This window comes from Microbacterium sp. K24 (assembly GCF_004794465.1).
Lineage (GTDB): Bacteria > Actinomycetota > Actinomycetes > Actinomycetales > Microbacteriaceae > Microbacterium.
This window is the reverse complement of the sequence record NZ_SSDJ01000081.1, coordinates 41,199-66,145: the sequence shown is the minus strand read 5'-3', so window position 1 is coordinate 66,145 and position 24,947 is coordinate 41,199. Positions and strand designations below refer to the sequence as shown.

Sequence of the window (24,947 nt, the reverse complement as noted above, 5' to 3'; positions counted from 1 at the left end):
TCCTCGCCGAATACGCATCCCGGTCACCAGCATCCTCGAGATGCTCCGCGGCATCGCAGATCACTCGGGCATGACCGGCACTGATCCGCCCGGCGCCCTGCGCCTGCCACACCAACGGGAACTTCTCCACCCGCCAGGCGGCATCCGTCATCCGCCGCTGCACCGTCCGATCCGACACGCGCAACGCGGCTGCGAACTCGGCGGCCACCGTCCGCAACGTCAGATCCGCGTCATCGGCCGAATCGGCCTGCCCCGCGACCTCGCCCGCCAACCGCGATCCGACCGCGAGGAACCCGTCGCGCACGGCCTGCATGCTGCTGATCGTGCGCTCGACCTCGACGAGCATCTCGGTGACCGCACCCAGTGCACCCACCTGCTCGATCGTCGCGTTCGCCAACCCCGTCATACCCTTACTCAACCACGGGCCACCGACATTCAAAGGTCCTGATCAGAAGGCAGAAATGACATACCGGAATATCACGTAGGAGCGAACGATCACACCTCGGAGAGAGCCCGACTCCAGACCGTCCGATGTGCACGGACGTAGCTCAGAGCCTTCCTCCAGTGCGCGCCATGACCGTCCGCATGCATCGTCGCCCAGGGCTGGACCCCCGTCGATCGAGCGCCCTCCAGCAGCGCCAGCATCGCCGCAGTTCGCTCCTCCATCGCGCGCGGCAGGCCATGCCGCAGCATCCGATCCGCGCCGTACCCGTCGACAAAGGCCGCGAGATCGGCCGCGGCTTCATCGGGGTCGCGCTCGCTGTCAGAGAGAGTGAACGCCTGCGCCGCGTACGCCAGATCCCAGAGGCGGGTGCTCGGCGCGGCAGCATCCCAGTCGATGAACACCCGCCGCTGTCCGGTGATGAGGTTCCAGGGCGCCAGATCGTTGTGGCACACGATTTCCGCTGCGGGCGCCGGAATCGCCGTGCGCCATATCGCGTCGGACGGCGGCGTATACGTGGCACTCGCATCGTGGATGCCGCGGATCATCGACCCGACCCGACGAAGATCGCCACCCGTCAGACGGGGACCCTCCATCGCCAGCGTCCCCGGCACGAACTCGATCATCTGCCGTCCCTGCTCATCGCGCCCGCGATGCGCGGGGGCATCGATCCCCCGAGTCCGAAGGGCCGAGACGAATTCCGCGACGCTCGCCGTCGCATCCGTCCACGGCTTCCGCACCGTGTCGCCGACGCGCACGACCGTTCCGCTCGCGTTCCCGCCGGCCAGCACCTCTTCGTCCACCCGACGACGTTAGCCCGACGGCATCCGCAATCTCGCAGAACGACGCGAACTTCGCAGGATTCGCACGGATCCCTGCGACGTTCGTGTCGTTCTGCGAAGTCCTGCCGGCAAGCGAGCGGATCGGCGTCTACAGGTTCTTGCCCCCGCGATACCGCGCCGCCGGATGCCGCTCGGGCAGGCGCGGCCCCTCGCCGAAGATCCGCTCGCGCAGAGTCTCCCCCGGCACGTACGCCTCGCGCATCCGACCGCGCCGACGCAGCTCCGGCACCACCAGCTCACCGAAATCGCGGGCCGTGTCGAACGAGTGGTACTGGCGCAGGTTGATGCCGTCGATTCCGTCGACGTCGAGCCACTTCTCGATGACATCCGCCACCTGGGACGGATCCCCGACCGCGAGGAATCGCGAATCCCACGCCTCGTCGACCGCACTCGCGAACTGGCCGACGGTCAGGTGCAGCGGCAGGCCTCCCGCGTCGATCACATCCTGCCTGCCCTCGCGCTCGAGCGCCTCGCGCACCGTGATGTCGGACGGATGCTGCAGCGGATGGAACGGCACGCTCATATGGATGAACGCCCCCTCGGGGTCGCGGAACGAGCGGTAGTTCTCGTACTTCGCCCGCGCCTCCTCCTCGGTCGGAGCGACGATCACGGTGGCCATCACGACGTAACGCGTGTCTTCCGGGAGGCGGCCGTGGCGCACGCTCTCGTCGCGGATCGCGGCGATGTTGCGCTCCAGTGCTCCCGGCGGACGGTCGGCCGTGAAAAGCACCTCGGCGTGCTGCGAGGCGAACGCGATGCCGGCCTTCGATGCGGATGCCTGGAACAGCAGCGGCACACGCTGCCGCGACGGCTCGGACAGGTGCGGACCCGCGACGCGGAAGTGCGTGCCGACATGATCGATCGCGCGCACGGCTCCGGGCCGGCTGTACGTGCCGCCCTCCTTGTCGGCGACGACCGCGTCGTCATCCCACGAGCCCTCCCACAGCTTGTAGAGCACCTCGATGTACTCGGCGGCCATCTCGTAGCGGGTGTCGTGCGGGATCTGGTCGGCGAGACCGAAGTTCCGAGCGGCATTGGGCAGGTACGACGTGACGATGTTCCAGCCCACCCGACCGTTCGTCAGGTGGTCGAGGGTCGCCATGCGCCGCGCGAACGCGAACGGCGGCTCGTAGGTCGTCGAGAACGTGACGCCGAAGCCGACGTGCTCCGTGACCGCCGCCATCGCGGCCACGAGCAGCAGCGGGTCGATGTTCGGGATCTGCAGCCCGCGCTCGAGCGCCGGCTCGAAGCTGTCGTCGTACACGTCGTATGCGCCGACGACATCGGCGAGGAAGATCGCGTCGAATCCGGCGGCCTCGGCGACCTGCGCGAGCTCGGTCCAGTAGGAGATGTCGGCGTAGCGCTCGCGCTGGTTGTCGGGCTGACGCCACAGCCCGTGCGTGATGTGACCGGGGGTCGCCATCTCGAACAGGTTGACGATGAGCTGCTTGGTCACTTCGCGGCCTCCCCGGACGACTGATTGTTCGACGGAGAAGCCTTCGGCTGCGGCTGGTTGAACAGAGGGAGCACTCCGTTCAGCTCCCAGTCGCCGATCGCGCGCTGACGCTGCACGGACGGGTTGTGCGTGGCGATCGTCCGCGCATTGCGCCAGTGCCGGTCGAGCCCGCGCCCGGTGTCGACCGACGACGCCCCGCCCACCTCGAACAGCTCGGCGGTCGCCTCGATGACGGTGGGCAGCACGATCTGCTGCGCGCGGTACACGTCGAGCTGGGCGCGGGTGAAGGCGGCGGCATCCGGGGTCCCCTGCCTGTACCCGTCGAGCGCCGCGTCCAGCGACCGCGCCGCCTCGAGCACGGCCGCGCGTGCCGAGAACGCCGCCGACGACAGCGTGCCGACGACGGTCTGCACGAGCGGATCCTCGCGCGGGAACGCCTCACCGCCGTATCCGAAGATGCGTCGCCGCGGCTGCACGAACGCGACCGCGTCATCGACCGCCGCGCGTCCGATCCCGGCGACGACGCCGAGCAGCACCAGCTGGAAGAACCCCATCAGGTACGGATGCCGGAACCCGTCGTCGTCGAGCGCATACGGTCGAACGAGCTCCGGGTCGACGACCACATCGGTGAAGGTCGTCGTGCCGCTACCCGTGAGCCGCTGGCCGAACCCGGCCCAGTCGTCGATCGACTGGACGCCCGGCGCGCGGGTCGACACGATCACCTGGTGGTCCTCATCGCGGTAGCGGGCGGACAGGTCGATCCAGTCGGCGTAGATACTGCCGGTCGTGTAGTACTTGCGTCCGTTGAGCCGCAGCTCCCCGTCGACCTCGGTCAGGGTGGTGGCGAGGTCCGAGGTGTTCGTCTGCTCGGACTGCGCATTGCCGACCAGGTCGCCCCCCAGCGCGCGGGCGTACCAGGCGTCGCGTCGCGCGGCATCCGGTTCGAAGAACTGCATCTCGACCACCGCGAGGTGTCCGCGGAACACATGCGCCACATTCGAGTCGGCCGCGGCGAGGTCGATGAGCCGCCCGAACAGGGTCGCGAGATCGACGCCCTCCCCACCGTGCTCGGTCGGAACGCGGGCACTGCCGAAACCGGCATCCAGCAGTTCGCGCACCTCGGCGCGGGGAAGCTCGCGGTTGCGATCGCGCTCGGCAGCGCCGTCGCGCAGACGCTGGAGGAACTCGGGGGAAATGTCAGGCATGGTCTCTCATTTCACGCTGTTACTTGACAGCACCGAGCGACAGCCCGGCGATCAGACGTCGCTGCGACACGACGAAGAGGAGGAGCAGCGGCAGCGAGGTGATCACGGCCAGCGCCATCAGACTGTTCCACTCCGCCGAATATGTCGAGTTCTGCTGCGCGAGCAGCCCGCTGACGGGCAGCACCACTCCCTGGGGCAGGAAGTTGATCGCATAGACGAACTCGCCCCAGGCGGAGATGAAGACGATGCACACGACCGTCAGGATGCCGTTGCTGAGCAGCGGCACCGTGAGCGAGCGGAAGGTGCGCCAGCGTCCGGCGCCGTCGAGCTCCGCCGCCTCGTACAGGGCGTTCGGGATGGCGAGAGCGAACGGCCGGAGCAGCATGATCGCGAACGGCAGCAGCAGCGCGATGTCGGCGACGATGAGTCCGCCGAGGCTTCCGAGCAGCTTCCACGACGCGAGCACGCTGTACAGCGGGATGACCGTCATCGGCTGCGGCACCATCTGCAGCACGAGGAGCGCCGCGAGGAACACGGTGATGACGCGATTCCAACCGACCGAGACCCGCCGCGCCAGAGCGGCGGCGGCCGGAACGGCGATGAGCAGGGCGACGACGGTGACGGCCACGGCGATCTGCAGCGAGGTGAGGATGGCCCCGATCCCGTCGCCGATGACATTCGCGTAGGTGTCGAACGTGGGAGTGAAGACGATGCCGTTGGGATCGGTCAGCACCTGCTGCTTCGTCTTGAACGACGTCAGCACGATCCAGAGCAGCGGCAGCAGGTAGACGAGACCGAGCACGATCGCGACGATGCGGAACGCGGTGCGGAGGCGGCGGCTGATCATGGCTGCTCCTCCCGCCGCACGGCGCGGATGTAGGGCACGGCGAAGATCGCCACGGCGAGCATCGACACAAGGGCGATGGTCGCGCCGGTGCTCATCTCGAAACCGGAGAACGCCGTGTTGTAGGCGAGGACCGGCAGCGTGTTGGTCGTGGTGCCCGGGCCGCCCTTGGTCGTGACGTAGAAGAAGTCGAAGCTCTTGAAGGCGTACAGCACGGTGAGGATGGCGAGGATGCCGAGCGTCGGACGCAGCTGCGGCAGCACGATCTTCAGCTGCGTGCGCCAGTACCCTGCGCCGTCGAGTGCTGCCGCCTCGAGGAGGTCGTGCGGCACGGCCAGCAGGGCGCCGCGGATCACGAGCACCGAGAACGGGAGCGCCGCCCACGCGATGATCGCGGTGACCGACCACAGGGCGAGGTCGGGAGAGCTCAGCCAGGCGACGGGCGGGATGCCGAGGGCTTCCAGTGCGCTGTTGATCGGTCCGGTGTCGTTGAGCAGGAATTTGAAGGCGCTGCCCGACACGATCGGGGGCAGCGCCCAGACGAACACCATCACGGCGAGCACGGTCTCGGTGATGCGTCCGCCGACCGAGAGGATCGAGGCGCCGATGAACCCGAAGACGAAGTTGGACGCCAGCAGCACCACGGCGACGCCGATCGTGCGCGCCAGGGCGAGCCAGATCTCGTCGTCGGAGAGCACCGTGACGAAGTTCTCCAGACCGATGAACGGCCAGGCCCCGACGATGTTGCTCGGTCCGACGTCGCTCAGCGACATCCGCACGAGCACGATCAGCGGGTAGACGGCGAAGCCCGCGAGCAGCCCGATCGCCGGCACGAGGAACCAGATCGGGGTACGGGCGAGAGCGCGCGCGAACGCGGGACGCCCGGTCGGGCGCCCCGCATTCACGGCCTGGACGGTGGAGCTCACGAGCAGGTGCCGCCGCCGTCCTCGATCGCGGCCTTGATGTCGGCGATCGCCGCAGCACTGGCATCCGTTGCCGAGCTCTGTCCGGAGAGCACGCTCGACACGGCCTCGCCCAGCGCCTTCTGGATGTTGGCGGTGTTCTCGTTCTTGGGCCACGAGCCGGAGGTCTGCGCGGCGGCGACGAACGGCTGCACGGCGACGTTCTCCTTGATGGCGGGCAGCTCGGCGACGTCGGCGCGCACCGGGATGGAACCCGCGATCGTGAAGATCGACTCGCCCGCCTCCGGGGTCAGCACAGCCTCTTCGAGGAACTTCCAGGCGAGGTCCTTCTTGTCGGAGGTCGCGCCGATCCCGAAGCCCTCACCGCCCGGGTAGACCACGCTCGTGCCGCCGGCCGGCGCCGGGTACTGGGTCGTGCCGTACTCGAACGTCGCCTCTTCGGCGTTGCCGAGCTGCCAGTTGCCGTTGATGCCGAACGCGTACTCGCCGGTGGCGAACTGCTGCCAGGAGTCGTTCTGATCCCAGGTCGCGGTGGCCTGCGGCGTGTAGCCGGCCTTCGCCCAGGTCTCGGCGCGGTCGAACGCGGCCTCGACCTCGGGGCCCTCGAAGTTGCAGTAGTCGATGCCGAGGCCGAGCAGCTCGGGAGCGAACAGCCATGCGCCCTCGACCGTCGGCGCACCCGAGAGGGCGATGCCCTGGAACTGCCCGTCGGCCTTCACGATCTCGAGGTCGGCCTGCAGCTCGTCGAGCGTGGTCGGCGGGGTGTCGATGCCGACGGCCGACAGGATGTCCTGGTTGTAGTACAGCCCGATCAGGTTCGTGAACGGGAGCAGGTTGTAGACCTTGTCGTCGGTCGACCAGGCCGCGGATTCTCCGAACTGATCCTTGTCGGCGAAGCCGTTCCAGTACTCGGTGAGGTCGGCCGTCACGCCGCCCGCGACCAGGGTCGGGTAGTCGACCACGATGTTGTTGATGAAGAGGTCGGGAGTGTCGCCGGTCGCGACCGAGGCCAGGAGCTTCTGGTCCTGCTGGTCGCCGACGGTCTCGACGATGTCGACGGTGACGCCCGGGTTGTTCTTCTCGAACTCGTCGGCCTGGGCCTGCAGCCAGTCGGCCTGCGTGCCCTGGTAGTAGCTCCAGAAGGTCAGCGTCTTGTCGTCGTCGGTGCCTGCGGAGCCGGTGCCGTCGGAGATGGCGCAGGCGCTGAGGCCGAAGGCCAGGCCCGCCGTGATGATGAGCGCGCCGGTGCGCCGTGCTCGGGAAGTGTGCATGAGGAGTCCTCGGGGGTGCGGGGAAAGCGATCCGGCCGGAGTGGCCGCGTTTGCACGCTAGTGAATCGTTTCGCGGATCCGCGACACGCCCGACATACAGCGTCATGCTCCGGTATACCGGTCCGGCTCGAAACCCGGACCACGGGCTCACTTCCCGCCGGGAGGTCCCACCAGCAGCAGGATGACGTACAGCGCGACGATGCCGACCGCGAGCAGCAGCGCGAGCACGAGGGGTCGACGCAGGAACCAGCGCATCAGCCGGTCGTACCAGCGGCGATCGCGAGGATCATCGGTCGCCTCGAGACGCCACGCGCCGTCGAGGCGGCCGGTGCGGTGCAACCAGATCTCCGTGGGGATCGTCGCGTAGGGCACGATCGCGCTGGCGACCGCGAGGATGCCGACACCGAGGTGCCAGCGCTGATTGAGCGCGACCAGCACCGCCGTCGCCGCATACGCGAGGAACACGAATCCGTGGATGCCGCCGCCCACCGTGACGACGATTCCGGGCGCACCCGCCGCACGGGCGATGATCGCGGCGATCAGGATCGTCCAGGTGATCGCCTCCGCGATCGCGAGGACTCGGAACAGGCGGTCGGGGGTACGGAACACGGGACTCCTCGGGTGGCGTGTTTCCAGCGTATCCGGGCGGCTTTCGAATCGCGCAAATGGTCGCTTCGGGAGCGCTGGAGCGACCAGTTGCGCGATTCAAACGGTGGAATACCCGGCGGCGGCCGGATGTTGGCGAATGCATGGTGACAGTGGACGCGGACGCGCTCTCGCAGGTGCTCAGCACCGTCGATCTGCGCCTCGGCGTCGCCCGGCGCCTGTCTCTCCCGACCGGAGCCCTGCTGCCGATCCCCTCTGACGCCATCACGCTCGTCTACGTCGCTGCGGGCAATGTGCACGGGCAGCCCCCGCTGAGTGACGGATGCCGCCTCGATGTCGATCCCGGCTCGCGCCGTCTCACGATCGAACCTCAGGGACGTCGTGACCGTCTCGTCGCCGGCGACGCGTTCCTGCTGCTCGGCGGCTCGCCCTTCGCCCTTCAGGCCGAAGACGACGCGAGTCTGATGGTCATGGACCTCGAGCTGGCGGATGCCGCCTCGACGCTGCGCGCGGTGCTGCCGGAGTTCATCACCGTGACCGGCTTCGACGCCCTCGAGCCGGCAGCGGCCGCCCTCGCCGAGAACATGGGCCTGGTCGACCCGGCCACCTGCCCGGTGCGCCAGGGCGACCCGGTCATCTGCCGCATGATGGCCACCACCGTGCTGCTGTCGGTCATCCGCGCCTGGGCCGCCAACGGGTGCGCCCCGCAGGGCTGGCCGTCACTCGCGAACGACCCGTTCCTGGACCGGGTCGTCGACGCGATCCACGAGGAGCCGGGCCGCGACTGGACCGTCGAGCGTCTCGCCGGCGTGAGTGCGATGTCACGCTCGACCTTCGCCGAGCGGTTCCGCAACGCGATCGGCCGCTCCCCCGCCGATTACGTCACGGAGGTGCGCATCGACGCGGCGAAGCGGATGCTCGAGGCCGGACGCGCGGTGTCCGAGGTCTCGCGCGAGCTGGGCTACGCCTCGGACGAAGGCTTCAGCCGGGCCTTCCGCCGTCGCACGGGCATGACCCCGTCATCGTGGCGCATGGCGAACCGGGCGCCCGTTCCGGCCTAGGGCCGGATGCTCCCCGTCAGGGCCTGACGCGGTTCGAGGCCCCGAAGAGCACGGCGCCGACGAGCAGGATCGCCGCTCCGACGGTGTAGACCAGCTCGACGCTCAGAGTGTCGACGAGGAAGCCGCCGACGCCCGCCGCGATCATGATCGCGGCCTGGAACCCGACGACGACGAGGCTGCCGCCGGCTTCGAGGCGGTCCGGCATCCGGTGCCCGACCCAGGTGTTCGCGACGATCAGCCACGAGGCGAAGAAGAAGCCCCACACGAACACGACGATCCCGATGCCGACGACCGTGCCCGAGAGCAGGATCATCGAGGCCACCGACACCGCGATCGCGAGCGGGGCGAACACGGCGAAGAACGCGAACGAACGGTCGATGACGAGACCGATCACGAGGTTGCCGATCAGGCCGCCGGCGCCGAACAGGGCGAGCAGCACGACGATGGTCGACGCGTCGACGTCGGGGATGCGCTCCAGCGCGAGACGCACATACGTGTAGGCGAGGAAGTGGCCGAGCACGACCAGCACGTGACCGATCATGCCGAGACTGATGCCGGGACGGCGCACCGTGTCGACGAGCAGGCGGAGACTCGATGCCCGCTCGGCCGGCACCGAGGGCAGCAGCGTGCGCAGGAGGATCGCGAGCAGCCCGGTGACGACGCCGGCGAGCGCGAAGACCGTGCGCCAGTCGATGAGTTCGCTCAGCATGACCCCGATCGGCACGCCGGCCGCCGTGGCGAACGAGGCGCCGGCAGCGGTGAACATGACCGCGCGCCCGAGTCGCTCGGGTCCCGCGATGCGCGCGGCGACCGTGATCGACATCGACCAGAATGCGCTGATCGCGGCACCGAGCAGGAAGCGGGCCAGCAGCACCAGGATGAGGTTCGGCGAGATCGCGACGATGAGGTTCGACACCGCCGCGGCGAGCGCCATCCACACGAGCAGCGATCGACGGTCGAGACGCGGGAAGATCAGGCCGATCGTCGGCGCCACCAGCAGCCCGACGAACGCGGTGACCGTGACGGTCTGCCCCGCTTGGCCGGGCGTGATGCGCAGCGACTCCGCCATCGCGGTGAGCACGCCGTTCGGAAGGAACTCGGCCGTCACCAGCAGGAAGCTCATGAGCATCATGACGATGAGCGCGGCGTACGGCATCCGCTCGGTGCGAGAGGGGGCTGTCGTCGGGATGGGCGCTGTCGTCGTCATGGTTCCACCCTCCCAGCATGCGGATGCCGGCGCCCGACCGGTCGTCCGCGGCATCCGACCATTCGTCCGGGGCTCACCGGTTTCTCCCATCTGCCGCCACCAGAGTGGGAGGCATGCGATCGGGCACGAGGGGCAGACGGATGCTGCGCCTGCTCGGTCTCGTCGCAGTCGGCGCTCTCGTCGCCGGCTGCGCTCCGCAGGTCGGCCCGGACGACTGGACGCTGGAGCCGATCCCCTTCCAGAGCGCTGTCGGACGCACCGACTTCGCGTTCGGGATGCAGGGACTGGCGGCGGACGGGTCGGGCGGATTCTGGGCACGATCGGGCGAGACGCTGCTGCATGTCGGCGTCGACGGAGAGACGCTGGCGATGCCGCGCAGCGAAGACGACGACCTGCTCGCGGGCGGCGGCACCATAGCGGTCTTGTCCGGTACGGACCTCGTCGTGACCCGGAACGAGCGAGCGCCGGTGCTGTCGGTGATCGACACGACGACGATGACGGTGCGTGACCTGCCCCGAGAGCCGGCGGTCAGCAACGACGACTTCGGCGACTTCGCGTTCGGCGATATCGCCGTGCACGACGGCGATGCGATCGTCGTGCGGTATCAGCCCCGATCCACCGGATATCTGGACTACCAGCTGCTGCGGGTCGATCTCGACGACGGTGCGAGGACCCTGCTGTACAGCGCACCCCTGTCGCTCGACGACGCCCCCGATACGTTCCCCGGCGTTCCGCCGGTAGACCTCGATGTCGACGCCGAGGGACGCATCTACCTGGCGACGCCATCGGCGCGGATCGTGCTGGACGCCGAGGGCTCCGAGCTGAGCGCGCACGAACAGGCGGCCGACCATCCTCGTGTCGCCGTGGGTCCGGACGGCACCGCGCTCTGGTGGGGCGGCGAGCCCGAGGAGTCGAACGTCCGCGGCGTGACGGTGGGCGGATCGTCCGAGGCGAGAGAGGCGATCGCCCGGCGCGAGAGCTGCGCCAAGGCCGAGGTGTTCCGCACGGATGCGCTCTCGCTGAGCGACGGCGAGGCGCAGCATCCGCTCCCCTTCCTGTGCGGCGCGAACGCCGCCGTCTGGACCGGGGACTCATGGGTGGTCGCGATCGGCGGCGAAGGCGACGGGGTGCTCGTCCGTCTCACCCCGCCCGACGCTCGCGACTGAAGGCACGGCGGCGCCGGGTCTGGACAAGCCGGATGCCGGCGGCCTAGGCTCATCGACGCACCGGGACGAGCCCGGAAGGCCCGAGCGGGAGGAGCTGAGGACATGAACACCGTCTCTGTCGCGCTCTCCGCCGACCACCTTCCCTTCGAGGCCACCCGCTCCTGATCCCTGGCGTGGCCTCCTCTTCCGGAGCCACATCTTGTCTGATCCTCTCGAAACAGAACTCTTCTTCGCCGACGTCGAACCCGGCGAGAACCAGCGCTGGTCCACGTGGCCGGCCGTCACCCCCACCGAACGCGGACCCGAGCCCCGGCCGGACTGGGTCGTCACCTCCGCCGGCGCGCTCGACACCGAGCTCGGCATCCTCAAGACCGGCAAGGAGGCCGACGTGTTCCTTCTGGAGCGCGCTGTGCCCGATGACCCGGCGCAACGCACGCTGCTCGCGGCGAAGCGCTACCGCTCGGCGGAGCATCGCAGCTTCCACCGCTCGGCCGTCTACACCGAGGGCCGCAGCACCCGGAACACCCGCGACGCCCGAGCCCTCGCCCGGAAATCCAGCCACGGGCGGGAGGTCGCCGCGGCGCAGTGGTCGTTCGCCGAGTTCGAGGCGCTGTGCCGCATGTGGGAGCTGGGCGCGCCCGTGCCCTACCCGGTGCAGGTCAACGGCACCGAGCTGCTGATGGAGTTCCTCGGCGACGCGCACGGCACGGCCGCTCCCCGTCTCGCCCAGGTGCGCAACGAGCGTGTCGAGCTCGCCGGGTTCTACGACCAGGTGGTCGAGATCATGCGGGTGTTCGCCGCCGCGGGCTTCGCCCATGGCGACCTGTCGGCGTACAACCTGCTCGTGCACGAGGGTCGCGTGCGCGTGATCGACCTGCCGCAGATCGTCGACATCATCGCGAACCCGCAGGGACTGGATCTGCTGCACCGCGACTGCGTCAACATCTGCGACTGGTTCACCCGCCGGCGCGTGGAATGCGACCCGGAGGAGCTGTTCGCCGAGCTGCTCGCCGCGTCCTACGCCTGAGGCCTTCGGCCACGACCCTTCCGGTCGCAACGGATGCCGCCAGCTCTCCTTCCGGTCGCAACGGATGCCGCCTCCGCGAGGAAAAGGCGGCGGAAAGTGCGACCGGAACCGCCGACGCCGGATGCCGGGGCTACGGCTGCGCGACCTGTGAGGCCAGCAGACTCACGAGTTCGTAGACGACGTGGCTCGCGGCGATGCCGGTGATCTGCGCGTGATCGTATGCCGGGGAGACCTCGACGACGTCGGCGCCGACGATGTTCTGCGCGCCGAGAGCCCGCAGGATGCGCAGCAGCTCGCGGCTCGTCAGGCCTCCGGCCTCGGGGGTGCCGGTGCCGGGGGCATGCGCGGGGTCGAGCACGTCGATGTCGATCGAGACGTACAGCGGCTTGTCGCCGATGCGCTGCAGGACCCGCGTGATCGCGGCCTCGACGCCGTGCTCCTCGATGTACTCGCTCGACACGATCGAGAAGCCGAGGCGCTCGTCGTCCTCGAGGTCCTGCTTCGAGTACAGCGGGCCGCGGGTGCCGACGTGGCAGCTCGCGGTGAGGTCGATCAGCCCCTCTTCGCTCGCCCGGCGGAAGGGCGTGCCGTGCGTGATCGGCGCACCGAAGTACGTGTCCCAGGTGTCGAGGTGTGCGTCGAAGTGCAGCACCGCGACCGGGCCGTGCTTCGCGGCGACAGCCCGCAGCAGCGGCAGCGCGACGGTGTGGTCGCCGCCGATCGTGACGATGCGCTGCACCTGCTCGCCGAGGGCGATCGCGGCCGTCTCGACCTCGCTCACCGCGGCGGTCAGGTCGAAGGGGTTCACCGGGATGTCACCGGCATCCACCACCTGCGCGATCGCGAAGGGCGAGACGTCCTGCGCGGGGTTGTACGGACGCAGCAGACGCGACGACTCGCGCACGTGCGACGGGCCGAAGCGCGTGCCGGGGCGGTAGCTCACGCCGGAGTCGAAGGGGATGCCGACGACGGCGATGTCGGCGCGCGGCACATCCTCGATGCGCGGCAGCCGGGCGAAGGTCGCGATCCCGGAATATCGGGGGTTCACGGAGGCGTCGATGGGGCCGATGTTGTCGGTCATGGTCAGTCCTGTCTTCCGGTGGGGATGTGGACGAGCTGCACGCCGCCCTCGGCGATGGCGGCGCGGATGCTCGGCACGATGTCGTCGCGACGATCGACCCGGCGTCCGGTCGCGCCGAACGCCGTCGCGAGGGCCGCCCAGTCGGGCTGCACGAGGTCGACGCCGATCGGGGACATTCCGCGATCCACCTCGTTCTGACGGATCTCGGCGTAGCCGCCGTTGTCGACGCACACGATCGTGACGTCGAGGCGCTGCTCGACAGCGGTCACGAGCTCGTTCACGCAGAACATCAATGCGCCGTCGCCGATCACGGTGACGACCGGGCGTTCGGTCTGCGCGACGCGCGCGCCGATCGCCGCGGGAAGGCCGTAGCCGAGCGTCGCGTAGGTGGGCGTGTACAGCAGGGAGTGCGGATGCTGCGCCCGCAGCACGCTGCCCAGCGCCATGTAGACGATCTGCGAGGAGTCACCGGCCACGATCGCGTCGGCGGGAAGGCCCTCGACGATGATCTCGGCGAGGGCGACGGCATCCGGCGCGGTCTCACGCATCTCGGCATCGATCGCCGCGCGCGCCGCGGTGAGATCGGGGGCCGGTCGCCCTTCCGAAGGGAGAGCTGCGAGCAGCGAACCGGCGATCGCCGTCGCATCACCCGTGATCCCGACCGTCGCGGTGAGGTTCTTGTCGCGCTGCGCGGGCGAGATGTCGACGCGCACGACGGCTCCGCGCGCCTCCAGCCGCGGAGCCCACAGCTCGGCCTCGCCGAGCTTCGACCCGATCACGAGCAGCACATCGGCATCCTCCGCGACGGCGCGTGCGGCCGCGAGGCGCAGGTTCGATCCGAGGGACAGCGGATGCCGCTCGTCGACGACGCCCTTGCCGTTCAGCGTCGTGAGCACCGGAGCACCCAGGTGCTCGGCGAGCGCGGTGACTTCTGCGGCGGCATCCGTCGCTCCGCCACCGGCGACGATCACCGGGGTGCGAGCGGAGGCCAGCAGGCGCGCGGCATCCGCCACGGAGGAGGGGTCGCCCGCGGCGGGATCGGGCACGGATCGTGCCTTCCGATCCGCGAGGGGGACATCCGCTGCGGCTTCGAGAACGTCGAGGGGGATCTCGATATGCACAGGCCGCGGGCGACCGGTTCGGAAGAGGGTGAACGCATCGTGCACGGCCTCGACGGCTTCTGCCGCCGACTGCACGCGACGCGACCACTCGGCGATCGCGCCGACCATGGCCGTGGCATCCTTCGTCTCGTGCAAGGTGCCGACGTCGGCGAACTCCGCGCCGAGGGGCACGCCGGGCGACAGCACGAGCAGCGGACGCGACTCGCAGAAGGCGGTGCCGATCGCGCTCATGGCGTTCTGCAGTCCCGGTCCGGAGGTGGTGATGACCACGCCGGGGAGGCCGGTCTGGTGCGCCCATCCGTCGGCGCCGTAGCCGGATCCCTGCTCGTGGCGGTTCGTCACCGCGCGGATGCCGAGATCGGCGAGCGGCCGGTAGAGCTCGAGGTTGTGGGTGCCGGGGATACCGAAGATCGCGGTCACGCCATAGGCGCGGATGGTCTCGAGCACCGCGCGGCCCGCGGTGTCGGCGTAGTCGGCGGCGACGTCAGGCACGGTGCCGACGCTCCCCGTCCACCCAGGTCTCGCGCACGGTGATCGCGGCGATGTCCTCGGCGGCCACGGCGAGCGGATCGTCGGAGAGCACGGCGAAGTCGGCGTACTTGCCGACCTCGAGAGATCCGAGATCGTCTTCGCGGCCGATCGAGATCGCGCCCTCGATCGTGTGGGCACGCAGCGCGGCGAGCGCGGAGACCCGCAGGTCGTCGGGTCCGAGCTTGTGCCCGCGACGCGTGACGCGGGTGACCGCGGTCTGGATGGCCTCGAGCGGGATGGGCTCGGCGACCGGAGCATCCGACGAGATCGTGAACGGCACACCCGCGCGCTCGAACTCGCCGAGCGGGTTGAAGCGCTCCCCCGGGGTGCCGATGGCCTCTTCGACGCCCTCCCCCCAGTTGAAGTAGTGCTGCGTCTGGTTCACCGGACGGATGCCGGAGACGGCCATCCGCTCGATCTGCTCGGGCGTCGGCAGGCCGCAATGCTCGATGCGGTGCCGGGCATCGGCATCCGGACGCTCGGCGAGAGCGGCCTCGATCGCCGACACCACCATCTCGATCGCGGTCGGCGACTGCGCGTGCGTCGCGGTCTGGAGGCCGGCCGCGTGGGCCTTGCTGATCAGCGCGGTGTACTCGGCGGGCTCGTGGTACAGCTGACCGGTGCGGCACGGGTCGCCCACATAGCCGTCGGGGAAGTACGCGGTCCAGCCGCCGAGCGTGCCGTCGGCGTAGAGCTTGATGCCGGCGAAGCTGAGGTGCGCGTTGCCGAACTGCCCGACCAGCCCCATCTCGAGCGCCTCGTCGAGCAGGTGCGAGAGCAGGTACATCGACACGCGCAGCTCCAGCCGCCCCGCCTCGGCGAGACGCAGGTACATGTCGAACTCGCGGCGCGTGACCTGGCAGTCGCCGATCGAGGTGACACCGCCGGCGAGGAAACGCTGCGTCGCGGCATCCAGCTGGCGGAGGTGCTCCTCGGGCTCGTCGGCGAGGTGGAAGTTCGGCCCGTGGTGGCCGATCTTCACGCCATGCACGCCGGTGAGGATGTTGCAGGCGGCATCCGACAGCTCGCCGGTCAGCTCGCCGTCGGCGTCGCGGAAGAACTCCCCGCCGTCGGGATTCGGGGTGTCGCGGTCGACGCCGTTCACCGTGAGCGTGTGCGAGTTGACGACGCCGCCGTGACCCGAGGCGTTCATCAGGTACACCTCGCGGTCCGTCGCGACCTCGTCGAGCTCGAAGCGGGTGGGATGCCGCTTCTCGGCGAGGTTGCGCTGCTCGTAGCCGTAGCCGCGGACGGGCCGCCCTTCCGGAGTCTCGGCGGCGGCCGCCTGCAGCAGAGCCACGATCTCGGGGATGCTGCCGGCCTTCTCGGGCCCGCAGTCGACCCACGTCATCAGCTGCCCGAACATCAGGGGGTGGGCGTGCGCGTCGACGAAGCCGGGAACGACCACCGCGTCGCCGAGATCGATCCGCTCCGGGGAGTGCCCACCCCGTTCGGCCGCAGCCTCGCACTCGGCGGGGGTGCCGATCGCGAGGATCCGTCCGCGATCGGTGAGCATCGCCGTGGCCGTGGTGGCCTCGGCATCCGCCGTGTGGATCGCCCGCGCCGTGAGCAGTCGCGGCGTGGTCTGGGCAGAGCGGTCGAAGGGGGTGAGCTTTCTCATGGGAGCCTGTTCGCGGTCGTGTCGGTGCGGGCGGTGAGGGAGGCGGCGCCGATCAGGGCAGCCGGTTCGCCGTCGTGTCGGTGCGGGCGGTGAAGGATGCCGTCACCGGGGCTTCATCCGAGTGCTGCGGCGCGAGCTTCGTGCAGACGCCGGCGATCACGGCCATGCCGATGAACATCGCGATGACCGACCAGATGCTGCCCGTCCAGGCGATGAGCTGCGTCGCGAACCACGGCGAGAATCCGGCCCAGACCGCGGCGCCCACGCCGTACGACAGCGCGATCGAGGTGTAGCGGGCCTGCGGACGGAACATCTGCGCGAGCAGTGCCGCGATGGGGGCGTAGGTCGCGCTCATCGCGATGCGCACCAGCGACGCGAAGAGGAAGATCAGCGGTTCGACGCGTCCCGGCATGATCAGCAGGAACGGCACGAAGGTCAGCACCGAGGTGATCAGGCCGATGTACATGACGTTCTTGCGGCCCCACTTGTCGCCCAGCCAGGCGACCGGCAGCGTCACGAGGAACTCCACGAAGGAGGCGATGGTCATCGCGTCGAGGATGACCTGCTCGCTGACCGAGATCGGCTCGCCGGTGGCGTAGGCCGTGACGAACGTCGTCGCGAGGTAGTAGCCGCCGGTCGAGATCGGGAGGATGCCGATGCCGAGCAGGATCGGACGCCAGTTGGTGCGCAGCGCGAAGGCCAGCGGCATCGACTGCTTGCGGCCTTCGACCTTGGTCTCGAAGACCGGGGTCTCCTCGACGCGGTAGCGCACCCAGAATCCGACGCCGACCAGCACGATCGAGAGCAGGAACGGGATGCGCCAGCCGCCGTCGATGATGAAGTTCTCACCCATGCGCGACATGATCGCGAAGATGCCGGAGGCCAGCAGGGCGCCAGCGGGGTTGCCGAGCTGCGTGAAGCCGCCGTAGAAGGTCTTCGACTTCTCGGGCGCGTGCTCGACGCTCATGAGCACCGCGCCGCCCCACTCGCCACCGACCGCGAGACCCTGGATCGCGCGGAGCAGGATCAGGAGGATCGGCGCCAGGATGCCGACGTTCTCGTAGGTCGGCAGGCAGCCGACGAGCACCGTGGCGGCGCCCATCAGCAGCAGCGTGATGACGAGCGACGTGCGCCGGCCGAGCTTGTCGCCGATGTGGCCGAAGATGATGCCGCCGAGCGGGCGGACGAGGAAGGCGACCGCGAACGTGGCGAAGGCGGCGGCCGTCTCGGCGAGCCGGTCGCCGCTCGGGAAGAACAGCGGACCGAAGACGAGGGCCGCGGCCGTCGCATAGACGTAGAAGTCGTACCACTCGATCGTGGTGCCGACGAAGGCGGCGATGCCGGCGCGTCGCGCCCGGCTGTGGGTGCCGCTGGTGGTGGGGGAACTCATGGGTGGGCCGCTCCTTTGCGGAAGATGTCGGGTACCGGAGGATGCTACGACCGCGACGAGCCGCAGACAAGGGCAGAACTCCAGCGGAAGGAGTCATTCACTGGAGTAATGAACGGATGGCGATGCAGATGTCGTCTTCCCGCCGGTCGTGTGTCTTCGTATGCTGAGGATGTGCTCGCGAGTGCGAGCGTTCCCGGGAAAGTGACGAATCGGACGGATGCCATGGATTTCGACGCCGAACTGATCCGCGCACTGCAGGTGGACGGGCGCGCCAGCATCCGCTCCCTGTCTCTCCGCCTCGGTCAGTCGCGCGCCGCGGTCGCTGCCCGGCTCAAGGCCATGCTGGAGGACCGCACGGTGCGAGTCGTCGCGGCCGTCGACCCGGTGTTCCTCGGGCAGCACGTGCTCGCCCACGTCTCGATCCGCACCGACGGCGCCGTCGAGCTGGTCGCCGAGCATCTGCGGGACATGAGCGAGACCGTGCTGGTGTCGGCCGTCGGCGGCTCGCACGACGTCGTCACCGAGATCCGCGTCGGGTCGATGTCGGAGCTGCACGACCTGCTCGCGCAGATCCGTGCGATCTCGGGCGTGCTCGACATCAGCACGATCATCTACTCGACGGTGATCAAGGGATTCTTCGTCTCGGAGTACCACGGCGGCGTGACGCTCGACGCGATCGACGAGGCGCTGATCGAGCAGCTGCAGACCGACGGGCGTCGCAGCTTCCGTGCGCTCGGCGAAGAGGTGCGACTCTCCCCCTCGGCTGTCGCCACCCGGGTGCAGCGGCTCATCGACGGCGGGGTCATCAAGATCAGCGCGGTCGAGGCCCGCGGGCTCGCGCATCGGCAGCTCTCGATGGGCGTCGGCATGATCCTCGGTGACGACGACGAAGCGGTGATCGACGAGCTGCGGCGCGGACGTGGCGTCGACTTCGCGGCGCGCACCCTCGGCCGGTTCGACGCGGTCGCGACGCTCGTCGAGCCGTCGGCCGGTGCGCTGTACGCGAGCCTCGAGCGCCTGCGCGCCCTCCCGGGAGTCACGCGCATCGAGGCCTGGCTGCACCTGGCGGTACTGAAGGAGGACTACGCCCGCACGCTCCGGCCGCTGCGCACGGAGTGAGGCGAGAGCACCGTCACGGCGCGCCGTCACCCCCCGTTCACCGGGCAGCGCCAGACTTCGAGCATGAGCGAACCCGAACCTCGCCCGGTCACACCCGAGCCCACAGCGACCGCGAACAGCGGAGCCGTCGGCGTGATCGGGCTCGACCTGCGCGGCGAGACGCCCGCCCCGAAGAAGCAGGTCTACTCCTGGGCGCTGTGGGACTGGGCGACGCAGCCCTTCAACACCGTGATCCTCACCTTCGTGTTCACGGCGCTGTACCTGGTCGGCGAGGGCTTCCTCCCCGCCGACATCGCGGCACTCGACTCCTCCGACCCTGTGCGGATGGCCGCCGAGGCCGACCTCGCCTCGGGACTCGGGCTGGGTTCGACGATCGCCGCCTTCGGCATCCTGCTCCTCGCCCCGGTGCTCGGCCAGCAGGCGGATGCCGCCGGACGGCAGAAGCTCTGGCTCGGGATCGGCACCGGCGCCCTGGTGTTCTGCATGCTCGGGCTGTGGTTCGTCGAGCCGACCCCCAGCCTGTTCTGGCTCGGCGTGGCACTCGTCTCGGCCGGATCGGTCTTCGGTGAGATCGCGGCCGTGAACTCGAACGCCATGCTCATCGGCATCGCGAATCCGAAGAACGTCGGCCGCATCTCGGGCCTCGGGTGGGGCTTCGGCTACATCGGCGGCATCCTCGCCCTCGTGATCGTGGTGGTGCTCGACACGTTCGACTGGTTCGGCATGTCGACCGACAACGGTCTCGCCTACCGCCTGATCGCGGTCGGGTGCGCGGTCTGGACCATCATCTTCAGCATCCCGATCTTCCTGAACGTGCCGGAGCCCTCGCTCGGTCGCCCCGAGCGCAAGGTCGGCTTCTTCCGCTCATACGGCCTGCTCGTGAAAGACGTCGCCGGCCTGTACCGCGACCCCGAGACCCGCCCGACGTTCTGGTACCTGCTCTCGAGCGCGGTGTTCCGCGACGGCCTCGGCGGGGTGTTCGCGTTCGGAGCCATCATCGGCACCGCGGTCTTCGGCTTCGAGACCCAGGAGATCATCATCTTCGGCATCGCCGCGAACCTCATCGCCGGCGTCTCCACGATCCTCGCCGGACGCCTCGACGACCGCCTCGGACCGAAGCGCATCATCCTCGCCTCGATCGGATCGATGGTCGTCGCGGGCCTCGCGGTGTTCTTCCTTCGCGACGGCGGGGCGATCGTGTTCTGGATCGGCGGGCTCATCCTGTGCGCCTTCGTCGGCCCGGCGCAGGCGGCGGCGCGCTCGTTCCTCGCCCGGGTCACCCCGGCCGGCCGCGAAGGCGAGATCTTCGGCCTCTACGCCACGACCGGTCGCGCGGCCAGCTGGATCGCCTCGGGCGCCTGGACCATCCTCATCGTGGCGACGAGCCAGACCGCCTTCGGCATCCTCGGCATCGTGCTCGTGCTGATCGCCGGGTTCCTGCTGCTCCTCCCGGTGAAGGCGCCGCGCTGACGGGAGTAGCCTGACCGCGTGACCGTGATCATCGCCTTCCTCGCCAACATCCTGGTCGCGATCGCGAAGACGGTCGCTGCCGTCATCACGTCGTCGGCGTCGATGGTCGCCGAGGCGGCGCACTCGTGGGCGGATGCCGGCAACGAGATCTTCCTGCTGATCGCCGACCGCCGCGGGGCGCGCACGAAGGACGCCCGGCACCCGCTGGGGTACGGCCGTAACGCGTTCGTGTGGTCGCTGATCGCGGCGTTCGGCATCTTCACGGCCGGAGCGATCGTGTCGATCATGCACGGCATCCAGGAGCTGTCGGAGACGGGCCCGGTCGAGAGCCCGCTCATCGCGTACATCGTGCTCGGCATCGCGTTCGTCCTGGAGGGCGCGTCGTTCACGCAGGCGATGGTGAAATCGCGGCGGCTGGCGAAGGAGCGCGGGTCGTCGACGTGGGACTTCGTGCTGGAGACGAGCGACACCACGCTGCGCGCCGTGTTCTTCGAGGATGCCGCCGCTCTCATCGGCCTCGTGATCGCCGGTGGCGCGATCCTGCTCCACCAGATCACCGGCGCCGCCGCCTGGGATGCCGTGGGCTCGATCCTCGTCGGCATCCTGCTCGCGGTGGTCGCGATCATCCTCATCCGTCGGAACATCGACTTCCTGGTGGGCACGACGGCGGCGCCGAAGCTGCGTGCGCGTGTCGGGACTGCGCTGCTCGCCCTGCCCCAGATCGAACGGGTGACGTACCTCCACATCGAGTACGTCGGACCGAACCGGCTGTTCATCGTCGCCGAGGTCGACCTCGCGGGCGATGCGCTCGAGCATGACGTCGCCCGCCGCCTGCGCGATGTGGAGCAGCAGATCGAGGCACACGAAGCGGTCGAGACCGTGGTGCTGTCGCTCTCGGTCGACGACGAGCCGTCACTGGAGTTCGCCGCCTCATAGGCGGGCGGCCGCAGCCGCCCTATCGCTGCCAGTTGTCGGCGAGCTTGTTCAGCAGCCGGGCGAGCTCGGTGCGCTCCTCATCGGTGAAGGCGGCCAGCGCGCCGGCGAGCATCTCGCGCCGCTCACCGCGCATGCCGCGGGCGATCCGCCGCCCCTCGTCGGTGAGCGCGATGCGCGTGCGGCGCGCGTCGTCGGGGTCGGCCTCGCGGCGCACGAACCCCCGCTCGACCCCCTGCTGCACGAGCCGTGACGCGCGGGGCTGATCGACGCCGATCGCCTCACCGAGAGCGCTGACGCTCAGCGGAGTGGATGCCGTGGCCAGCGCCTCCAGCATCCGCATCCGGGCCGGGCCACCCATGCGGCCGGAGGGGTCGGACATCCACGGCGGCATCCCGGGATGCCCGCGGTGGCCGAAGGGACCGCCGCCGTGTTCACCGGGATCACCATGGGGGCCGCCGGGCCAGCCGTGCGGCCCGCCATGGCCTCGGCCGCCGGGGCCGCCGCCGAACCGGCGTCCGCGCAGGCGCGAGAGGGCCTGGGCGATGGCTTCGGCGGGATCGTTCGGTTCGGTCGTCACGAGAATTCATTTTACATGCGACTTGACATGGATCTGTGGTGCATGTCACACTACATATACATGACATGTGACAACCACATGCACACTGACATCTAAGGACTTCCCATGAACACCACTGATTCACAGAACTCAGAGAACACCTCCCGCCCCTTCGGCTACTGGCTGAAGGCTGCCGACCGTCTGATGGCGGCGGAGTTCGCCACGGCCTTCGAGGCCGAGCTGGCGAGCCGCCGCGACTGGCGGATCCTCAACGTCATCGACGGAACCGTTCCGGCGGATCGACCGCTGAACGGGCACAACCTGCACGGTCACAAGCTGCGCCGTCTGGTCGAACGAGGCTGGATCGTCGCCGAGGGCGACGGCTGGACGCTCACCGACGAGGGCCGCGCGGCCAAGGAGCGTCTCGGAGCCGTCGTCGACGGCATCCGGGCCAAGGTCTCCGATGCCGTCTCCGACGAGGAGATGGCCACCACGCTCGCCTCGCTCGAGAAGATCGCCCGGGCGTTCGGCTGGGATGAGGAGACCCCTCTCCCCCGCGGACGCCGCCACGGCTTCGGCGGGCGCGGCGAGGGCCGCGGCTTCCCCGGCCGCTTCGGCCGTCCGTTCGGTCGCGGCTTCGGCCCGGGCTTCGGTCCGGGACGCGGCTTCGGTCCGGGTCACGGCTTCGGCCATGACGCCGACCAGCGCGAGGACGAGTGCCGCCACGGCGAGCGCGGGCGGGGCCACCACGGCCACCCGGGCTTCCGCGAGGGCGAGCACGGTGAGCGCGGAGACCACGGTCGCCGCGGCCACGGCCCGCACCGCGCTGCACGGTTCGTGCAGAACGCCTACGAGCGCGGCTTCGACGCCGGCTATAGCCGGGGTCGCGACGCCTGATCTCCAGGCTCAGGAGACATCGAGACACCTCATCCGACGCACTGTCGGGTGGGGCGTCTCGTCATAGCTCCAGAAGAGCGACGGCGTCCTCATCGGCGCCGGCCGCACGCAGCCGTCCGCGCATGGCGGCGGCCGCCAGTTCGTACGGGCGCTCGTCGCGCATGAGCAGCGAGCGCGAATTCGCCTGGTCGTCGAGGGCGATCAGCTCGAAAGCGAGCACCTCGATGTCGTCGACCTCGAGCTCGCCGGCCTCGACCGCATAGCGGATCTGCATCCCGACGTAGTCGTACCAGTCAGACAGCCCTGCGCGCACGGCGTCGCTCACCGGACCGGGCTTCGAGTCGACATCGGCTGCAGTCGCGGCGAAGAAGCATCCGCCGCTGAAGACGCGGTCGCGCGAGTAGATGAGGCCGTTGCGCATCAGCGCCGCCAGGCGTCGGACCCCACGCGGCTCCGACCGCGCCGGTTCGACGATCTGCGCCACGAAGATCTCGCGGGCCGCCGCGACCGTCGCGAGCTGCAGCCCTTCCTTGCTCTGGAAGAGCGTGGCGATGCTGCTCTTGCTGTAGCCCGACGCCTCCGAGAGGCGCCCGATGGTCAATCCGTCGAGGCCGTCGACCGACGCCAGGTCGGTCGCGCTCTGCAGCACGACGCGGCGCGAGGCATCGCCGCGAGCCCTCCGACCGTCCAGAACTGCATGATCCGACATCCCCCTAGTATACGAACGATCGTTCGCCTACTATACGTATGATCGTTCGTATTGTTTCGGCGAAGGAGAATCCATGTCGTCCCTGCCCGCACTCGTCGCCCGCGGCATCCGCGCCACCGCCGCGGTGTCCCCCGCTCTCGCCGGCGCGTTCGCGCTCCGCACCTTCTTCACGACCGGCCCTCGGATGCGCGTGCGCGACTGGGACGCCACCACCCACAGCGAGGCCCGACACCGTCGCCTCACCGTCCGTGGCCTCGAGGTCGTCGGCTACGAATGGGGCACCGGGCCGCGCACCGTGCTGCTGCTGCATGGCTGGCGCGGCCGCGCCTCGCAGTTCGCGCCTCTCGTGCGAGAGCTCGTGTTCGAGGGATTCCGCGTGGTCACGTTCGACGCGCCCGCCCACGGCGCATCGAAGGGCCGCCGCACCGACGTGCGCGACTGGGTGGCGCTGGCCGAGGAGCTGCAGACGATCCACGGGCCGTTCACGGCGATCGTGAGTCACTCCTTCGGCGCCCTCGCCGCTCTCGCCGCCGCGCGATCGAGCGTGCCGGCACCGGCGGTGGTCGCCATCGCCGGCGGTGCGGGCCCCGACGCCTTCATCGACGAGTTCGTGCGGGAGTTCCGGGTCGACCGGGCGACGGCGGAGCACATGAAGATGCGGTTCCGCCGACGGTTCGGCGTGGAGGAGACCACGGCCGGGGCCCTGTCCGATGCGGCGCAGCATCCGCTTCCCGACGAGTCGTCGTTGCTGGTCGTGCACGATCGCAACGATCGTCGGATGCCGGATGCCGACTCGCTGCGCCTCCACGCCGCGCACGGCGCGCGCTCACGCCTGATCCGCACCGACGGCTTCGGTCACACGACCGTGCTGTCGGCGGATGCCACGCTCGACGCGGTCGTCGCGATGGCGACCGGCGGCCCCGCGGCCGTCGATGCGCTCGGCACGGGTGCGCCCCGACCCCGCCCGGCGCAGACGGAGCCCCGGGCGGAACCCGGATCGAAGGCCGACGTCAGAACAGCGGCGTGAGGCCGATCGGCACGACCGCGGCGTCCGACACCGGGAACGGGAAGCTCCCCGTGCTCAGCAGATACACCAGCAGCACGACCGCGACCACGAGCAGCAGGAACAGGAACGCGAAGATCGCGACGGTCAGCCCGCGGTAGCCGCCGGATGTCGGCACCTCGGGTGCGACCGACGGCTTCGACCAGTCGTCGGCGACGGCGGCCGGCTGGTCGCCGTCGAGGATCGCCGGGCGCGGGCGTTCTGCCGAGCGGAGGCGAGCCTCGACCGGAGCCGGCGGGATCACCGCGTCCGGCACGGAGCTCTCCGCCGGCGGCGGGTTCAGCAGCCCCTCGGGGATCGGGATCTCGGGCGGAGGCGGCGGGATGACGACATCCGCGGGCGCGATCGCCGGCTCTTCCGGGGTGACCGGTTCGTCCGGAGTCGTGCCGCTGCCGTCACTCAT

General features: G+C 69.7%; 24 protein-coding genes. 8 read left to right on the top strand and 16 right to left on the bottom strand.

Annotated features, from left to right (window positions below; translation table 11 throughout):
* The 8 genes from DW306_RS06285 to DW306_RS06250 form a co-directional block, all read right to left on the bottom strand.
* Positions 1 to 406, bottom strand: a 406-nt coding sequence (locus tag DW306_RS06285) for a DUF222 domain-containing protein (RefSeq protein WP_136054760.1), incomplete at its 3' end; no start/stop codon positions are given.
* Positions 407 to 495: 89 nt separating this feature from the next.
* Entirely contained in the window at positions 496 to 1,245 is a 750-nt protein-coding gene (locus DW306_RS06280; protein WP_136054759.1) for a phosphotransferase, read from the bottom strand.
* 127 nt (positions 1,246 to 1,372) lie between these two features.
* Complete coding sequence (locus DW306_RS06275) at positions 1,373 to 2,740, bottom strand: NtaA/DmoA family FMN-dependent monooxygenase (RefSeq protein WP_240747093.1); 1,368 nt, start codon at positions 2,738 to 2,740, stop codon at positions 1,373 to 1,375.
* A complete protein-coding gene (locus tag DW306_RS06270; protein WP_136054758.1) occupies positions 2,737 to 3,945 on the bottom strand; it encodes an acyl-CoA dehydrogenase family protein in 1,209 nt (402 codons plus the stop codon). The genes DW306_RS06275 and DW306_RS06270 overlap by 4 nt, the downstream gene beginning before the upstream one ends.
* A 19-nt stretch (positions 3,946 to 3,964) precedes the next feature.
* Complete coding sequence (locus tag DW306_RS06265; protein ID WP_136054757.1) at positions 3,965 to 4,792, bottom strand: carbohydrate ABC transporter permease; 828 nt, start codon at positions 4,790 to 4,792, stop codon at positions 3,965 to 3,967.
* Positions 4,789 to 5,715, bottom strand: a complete 927-nt coding sequence (locus DW306_RS06260; RefSeq protein ID WP_136054756.1) for a sugar ABC transporter permease — start codon at positions 5,713 to 5,715, stop codon at positions 4,789 to 4,791. The genes DW306_RS06265 and DW306_RS06260 overlap by 4 nt, the downstream gene beginning before the upstream one ends.
* Positions 5,712 to 6,983 carry a sugar ABC transporter substrate-binding protein gene (locus DW306_RS06255; protein ID WP_136054755.1) on the bottom strand — a complete coding sequence of 424 codons (1,272 nt, stop codon included), beginning with the start codon at positions 6,981 to 6,983 and terminating at the stop codon, positions 5,712 to 5,714. The genes DW306_RS06260 and DW306_RS06255 overlap by 4 nt, the downstream gene beginning before the upstream one ends.
* Positions 6,984 to 7,130: 147 nt before the next feature.
* Entirely contained in the window at positions 7,131 to 7,592 is a 462-nt protein-coding gene (locus tag DW306_RS06250) for a DUF3817 domain-containing protein (RefSeq protein ID WP_136054754.1), read from the bottom strand.
* A 140-nt stretch (positions 7,593 to 7,732) separates the two neighbouring features.
* Here DW306_RS06250 and DW306_RS06245 point away from each other — a divergent pair, with 140 nt between their 5' ends.
* A complete protein-coding gene (locus tag DW306_RS06245) occupies positions 7,733 to 8,650 on the top strand; it encodes an AraC family transcriptional regulator (protein WP_136054753.1) in 918 nt (305 codons plus the stop codon).
* Positions 8,651 to 8,666: 16 nt separating this feature from the next.
* On the opposite strand, the gene DW306_RS06240 is transcribed toward DW306_RS06245, so the two are convergent.
* The gene (locus tag DW306_RS06240) at positions 8,667 to 9,857 is read right to left on the bottom strand and encodes an MFS transporter (protein WP_136054752.1); all 1,191 of its coding nucleotides are present in this window, start codon (positions 9,855 to 9,857) and stop codon (positions 8,667 to 8,669) included.
* Positions 9,858 to 9,970: 113 nt separating this feature from the next.
* Here DW306_RS06240 and DW306_RS06235 point away from each other — a divergent pair, with 113 nt between their 5' ends.
* Both DW306_RS06235 and DW306_RS06230 read left to right on the top strand, forming a co-directional pair.
* Positions 9,971 to 11,023, top strand: a complete 1,053-nt coding sequence (locus DW306_RS06235) for a hypothetical protein (protein WP_136054751.1) — start codon at positions 9,971 to 9,973, stop codon at positions 11,021 to 11,023.
* 199 nt (positions 11,024 to 11,222) lie between these two features.
* Positions 11,223 to 12,050: an RIO1 family regulatory kinase/ATPase gene (locus DW306_RS06230; RefSeq protein WP_240747092.1), complete on the top strand. Its 828-nt coding sequence runs from the start codon at positions 11,223 to 11,225 to the stop codon at positions 12,048 to 12,050.
* A gap of 130 nt (positions 12,051 to 12,180) precedes the next feature.
* Here the strand turns inward: DW306_RS06230 and speB are convergent, their stop codons facing one another.
* The 4 genes from speB to DW306_RS06210 are packed head-to-tail and all read right to left on the bottom strand — an operon-like array spanning position 12,181 to position 17,794.
* Positions 12,181 to 13,131, bottom strand: a complete 951-nt coding sequence (speB, locus tag DW306_RS06225) for an agmatinase (protein WP_136054749.1) — start codon at positions 13,129 to 13,131, stop codon at positions 12,181 to 12,183.
* Positions 13,132 to 13,133: 2 nt separating this feature from the next.
* On the bottom strand, positions 13,134 to 14,744 hold the full coding sequence (locus DW306_RS06220) for a thiamine pyrophosphate-dependent enzyme (protein WP_136054748.1): 1,611 nt from the start codon (positions 14,742 to 14,744) through the stop codon (positions 13,134 to 13,136).
* Positions 14,737 to 16,404: an amidohydrolase gene (locus tag DW306_RS06215; protein ID WP_136054747.1), complete on the bottom strand. Its 1,668-nt coding sequence runs from the start codon at positions 16,402 to 16,404 to the stop codon at positions 14,737 to 14,739. The genes DW306_RS06220 and DW306_RS06215 overlap by 8 nt, the downstream gene beginning before the upstream one ends.
* 52 nt (positions 16,405 to 16,456) lie before the next feature.
* The gene (locus DW306_RS06210) at positions 16,457 to 17,794 is read right to left on the bottom strand and encodes an MFS transporter (protein ID WP_136054746.1); all 1,338 of its coding nucleotides are present in this window, start codon (positions 17,792 to 17,794) and stop codon (positions 16,457 to 16,459) included.
* 222 nt (positions 17,795 to 18,016) lie between these two features.
* Here DW306_RS06210 and DW306_RS06205 point away from each other — a divergent pair, with 222 nt between their 5' ends.
* From DW306_RS06205 to DW306_RS06195, 3 genes are all read left to right on the top strand, one after another.
* Positions 18,017 to 18,913 (top strand): Lrp/AsnC family transcriptional regulator, encoded by an 897-nt coding sequence (locus DW306_RS06205; RefSeq protein WP_136054745.1) that lies wholly within the window; start codon positions 18,017 to 18,019, stop codon positions 18,911 to 18,913.
* A 63-nt stretch (positions 18,914 to 18,976) separates the two neighbouring features.
* Positions 18,977 to 20,383, top strand: coding sequence for an MFS transporter (locus DW306_RS06200; RefSeq protein WP_136054744.1), 1,407 nt, complete (start codon positions 18,977 to 18,979; stop codon positions 20,381 to 20,383).
* Between the two features lie 18 nt (positions 20,384 to 20,401).
* Complete coding sequence (locus DW306_RS06195) at positions 20,402 to 21,319, top strand: cation diffusion facilitator family transporter (RefSeq protein ID WP_136054743.1); 918 nt, start codon at positions 20,402 to 20,404, stop codon at positions 21,317 to 21,319.
* Positions 21,320 to 21,338: 19 nt separating this feature from the next.
* Here DW306_RS06195 and DW306_RS21565 read toward each other — a convergent pair whose 3' ends face one another.
* Positions 21,339 to 21,896, bottom strand: a complete 558-nt coding sequence (locus DW306_RS21565) for a MarR family winged helix-turn-helix transcriptional regulator (protein WP_240747091.1) — start codon at positions 21,894 to 21,896, stop codon at positions 21,339 to 21,341.
* A gap of 105 nt (positions 21,897 to 22,001) precedes the next feature.
* Here DW306_RS21565 and DW306_RS06185 point away from each other — a divergent pair, with 105 nt between their 5' ends.
* Entirely contained in the window at positions 22,002 to 22,772 is a 771-nt protein-coding gene (locus DW306_RS06185) for a hypothetical protein (RefSeq protein WP_136054742.1), read from the top strand.
* 61 nt (positions 22,773 to 22,833) lie between these two features.
* Here the strand turns inward: DW306_RS06185 and DW306_RS06180 are convergent, their stop codons facing one another.
* Positions 22,834 to 23,481 carry a TetR/AcrR family transcriptional regulator gene (locus DW306_RS06180; RefSeq protein WP_136054741.1) on the bottom strand — a complete coding sequence of 216 codons (648 nt, stop codon included), beginning with the start codon at positions 23,479 to 23,481 and terminating at the stop codon, positions 22,834 to 22,836.
* 73 nt (positions 23,482 to 23,554) lie between these two features.
* Here DW306_RS06180 and DW306_RS06175 point away from each other — a divergent pair, with 73 nt between their 5' ends.
* Positions 23,555 to 24,508, top strand: a complete 954-nt coding sequence (locus DW306_RS06175) for an alpha/beta hydrolase (RefSeq protein WP_136054740.1) — start codon at positions 23,555 to 23,557, stop codon at positions 24,506 to 24,508.
* On the opposite strand, the gene DW306_RS06170 is transcribed toward DW306_RS06175, so the two are convergent.
* Complete coding sequence (locus DW306_RS06170; protein WP_136054739.1) at positions 24,492 to 24,947, bottom strand: hypothetical protein; 456 nt, start codon at positions 24,945 to 24,947, stop codon at positions 24,492 to 24,494. The genes DW306_RS06175 and DW306_RS06170 overlap by 17 nt on opposite strands.

Excerpts from the sequence above, each read along its gene's own strand:
- DW306_RS06270 (WP_136054758.1), bottom strand. The coding sequence starts at position 3,945 with ATGCCTGACATTTCCCCCGAGTTCCTCCAGCGTCTGCGCGACGGCGCT.
- DW306_RS06265 (WP_136054757.1), bottom strand. The coding sequence starts at position 4,792 with ATGATCAGCCGCCGCCTCCGCACCGCGTTCCGCATCGTCGCGATCGTG.
- DW306_RS06255 (WP_136054755.1), bottom strand. The coding sequence starts at position 6,983 with ATGCACACTTCCCGAGCACGGCGCACCGGCGCGCTCATCATCACGGCG.
- DW306_RS06245 (WP_136054753.1), top strand. The coding sequence starts at position 7,733 with ATGGTGACAGTGGACGCGGACGCGCTCTCGCAGGTGCTCAGCACCGTC.
- DW306_RS06240 (WP_136054752.1), bottom strand. The coding sequence starts at position 9,857 with ATGACGACGACAGCGCCCATCCCGACGACAGCCCCCTCTCGCACCGAG.
- DW306_RS06235 (WP_136054751.1), top strand. The coding sequence starts at position 9,971 with ATGCGATCGGGCACGAGGGGCAGACGGATGCTGCGCCTGCTCGGTCTC.
- speB (WP_136054749.1), bottom strand. The coding sequence starts at position 13,131 with ATGACCGACAACATCGGCCCCATCGACGCCTCCGTGAACCCCCGATAT.
- DW306_RS06215 (WP_136054747.1), bottom strand. The coding sequence starts at position 16,404 with ATGAGAAAGCTCACCCCCTTCGACCGCTCTGCCCAGACCACGCCGCGA.
- DW306_RS06210 (WP_136054746.1), bottom strand. The coding sequence starts at position 17,794 with ATGAGTTCCCCCACCACCAGCGGCACCCACAGCCGGGCGCGACGCGCC.
- DW306_RS06205 (WP_136054745.1), top strand. The coding sequence starts at position 18,017 with ATGGATTTCGACGCCGAACTGATCCGCGCACTGCAGGTGGACGGGCGC.
- DW306_RS06200 (WP_136054744.1), top strand. The coding sequence starts at position 18,977 with ATGAGCGAACCCGAACCTCGCCCGGTCACACCCGAGCCCACAGCGACC.
- DW306_RS06185 (WP_136054742.1), top strand. The coding sequence starts at position 22,002 with ATGAACACCACTGATTCACAGAACTCAGAGAACACCTCCCGCCCCTTC.
- DW306_RS06180 (WP_136054741.1), bottom strand. The coding sequence starts at position 23,481 with ATGTCGGATCATGCAGTTCTGGACGGTCGGAGGGCTCGCGGCGATGCC.
- DW306_RS06175 (WP_136054740.1), top strand. The coding sequence starts at position 23,555 with ATGTCGTCCCTGCCCGCACTCGTCGCCCGCGGCATCCGCGCCACCGCC.
- DW306_RS06170 (WP_136054739.1), bottom strand. The coding sequence starts at position 24,947 with ATGAGTGACGGCAGCGGCACGACTCCGGACGAACCGGTCACCCCGGAA.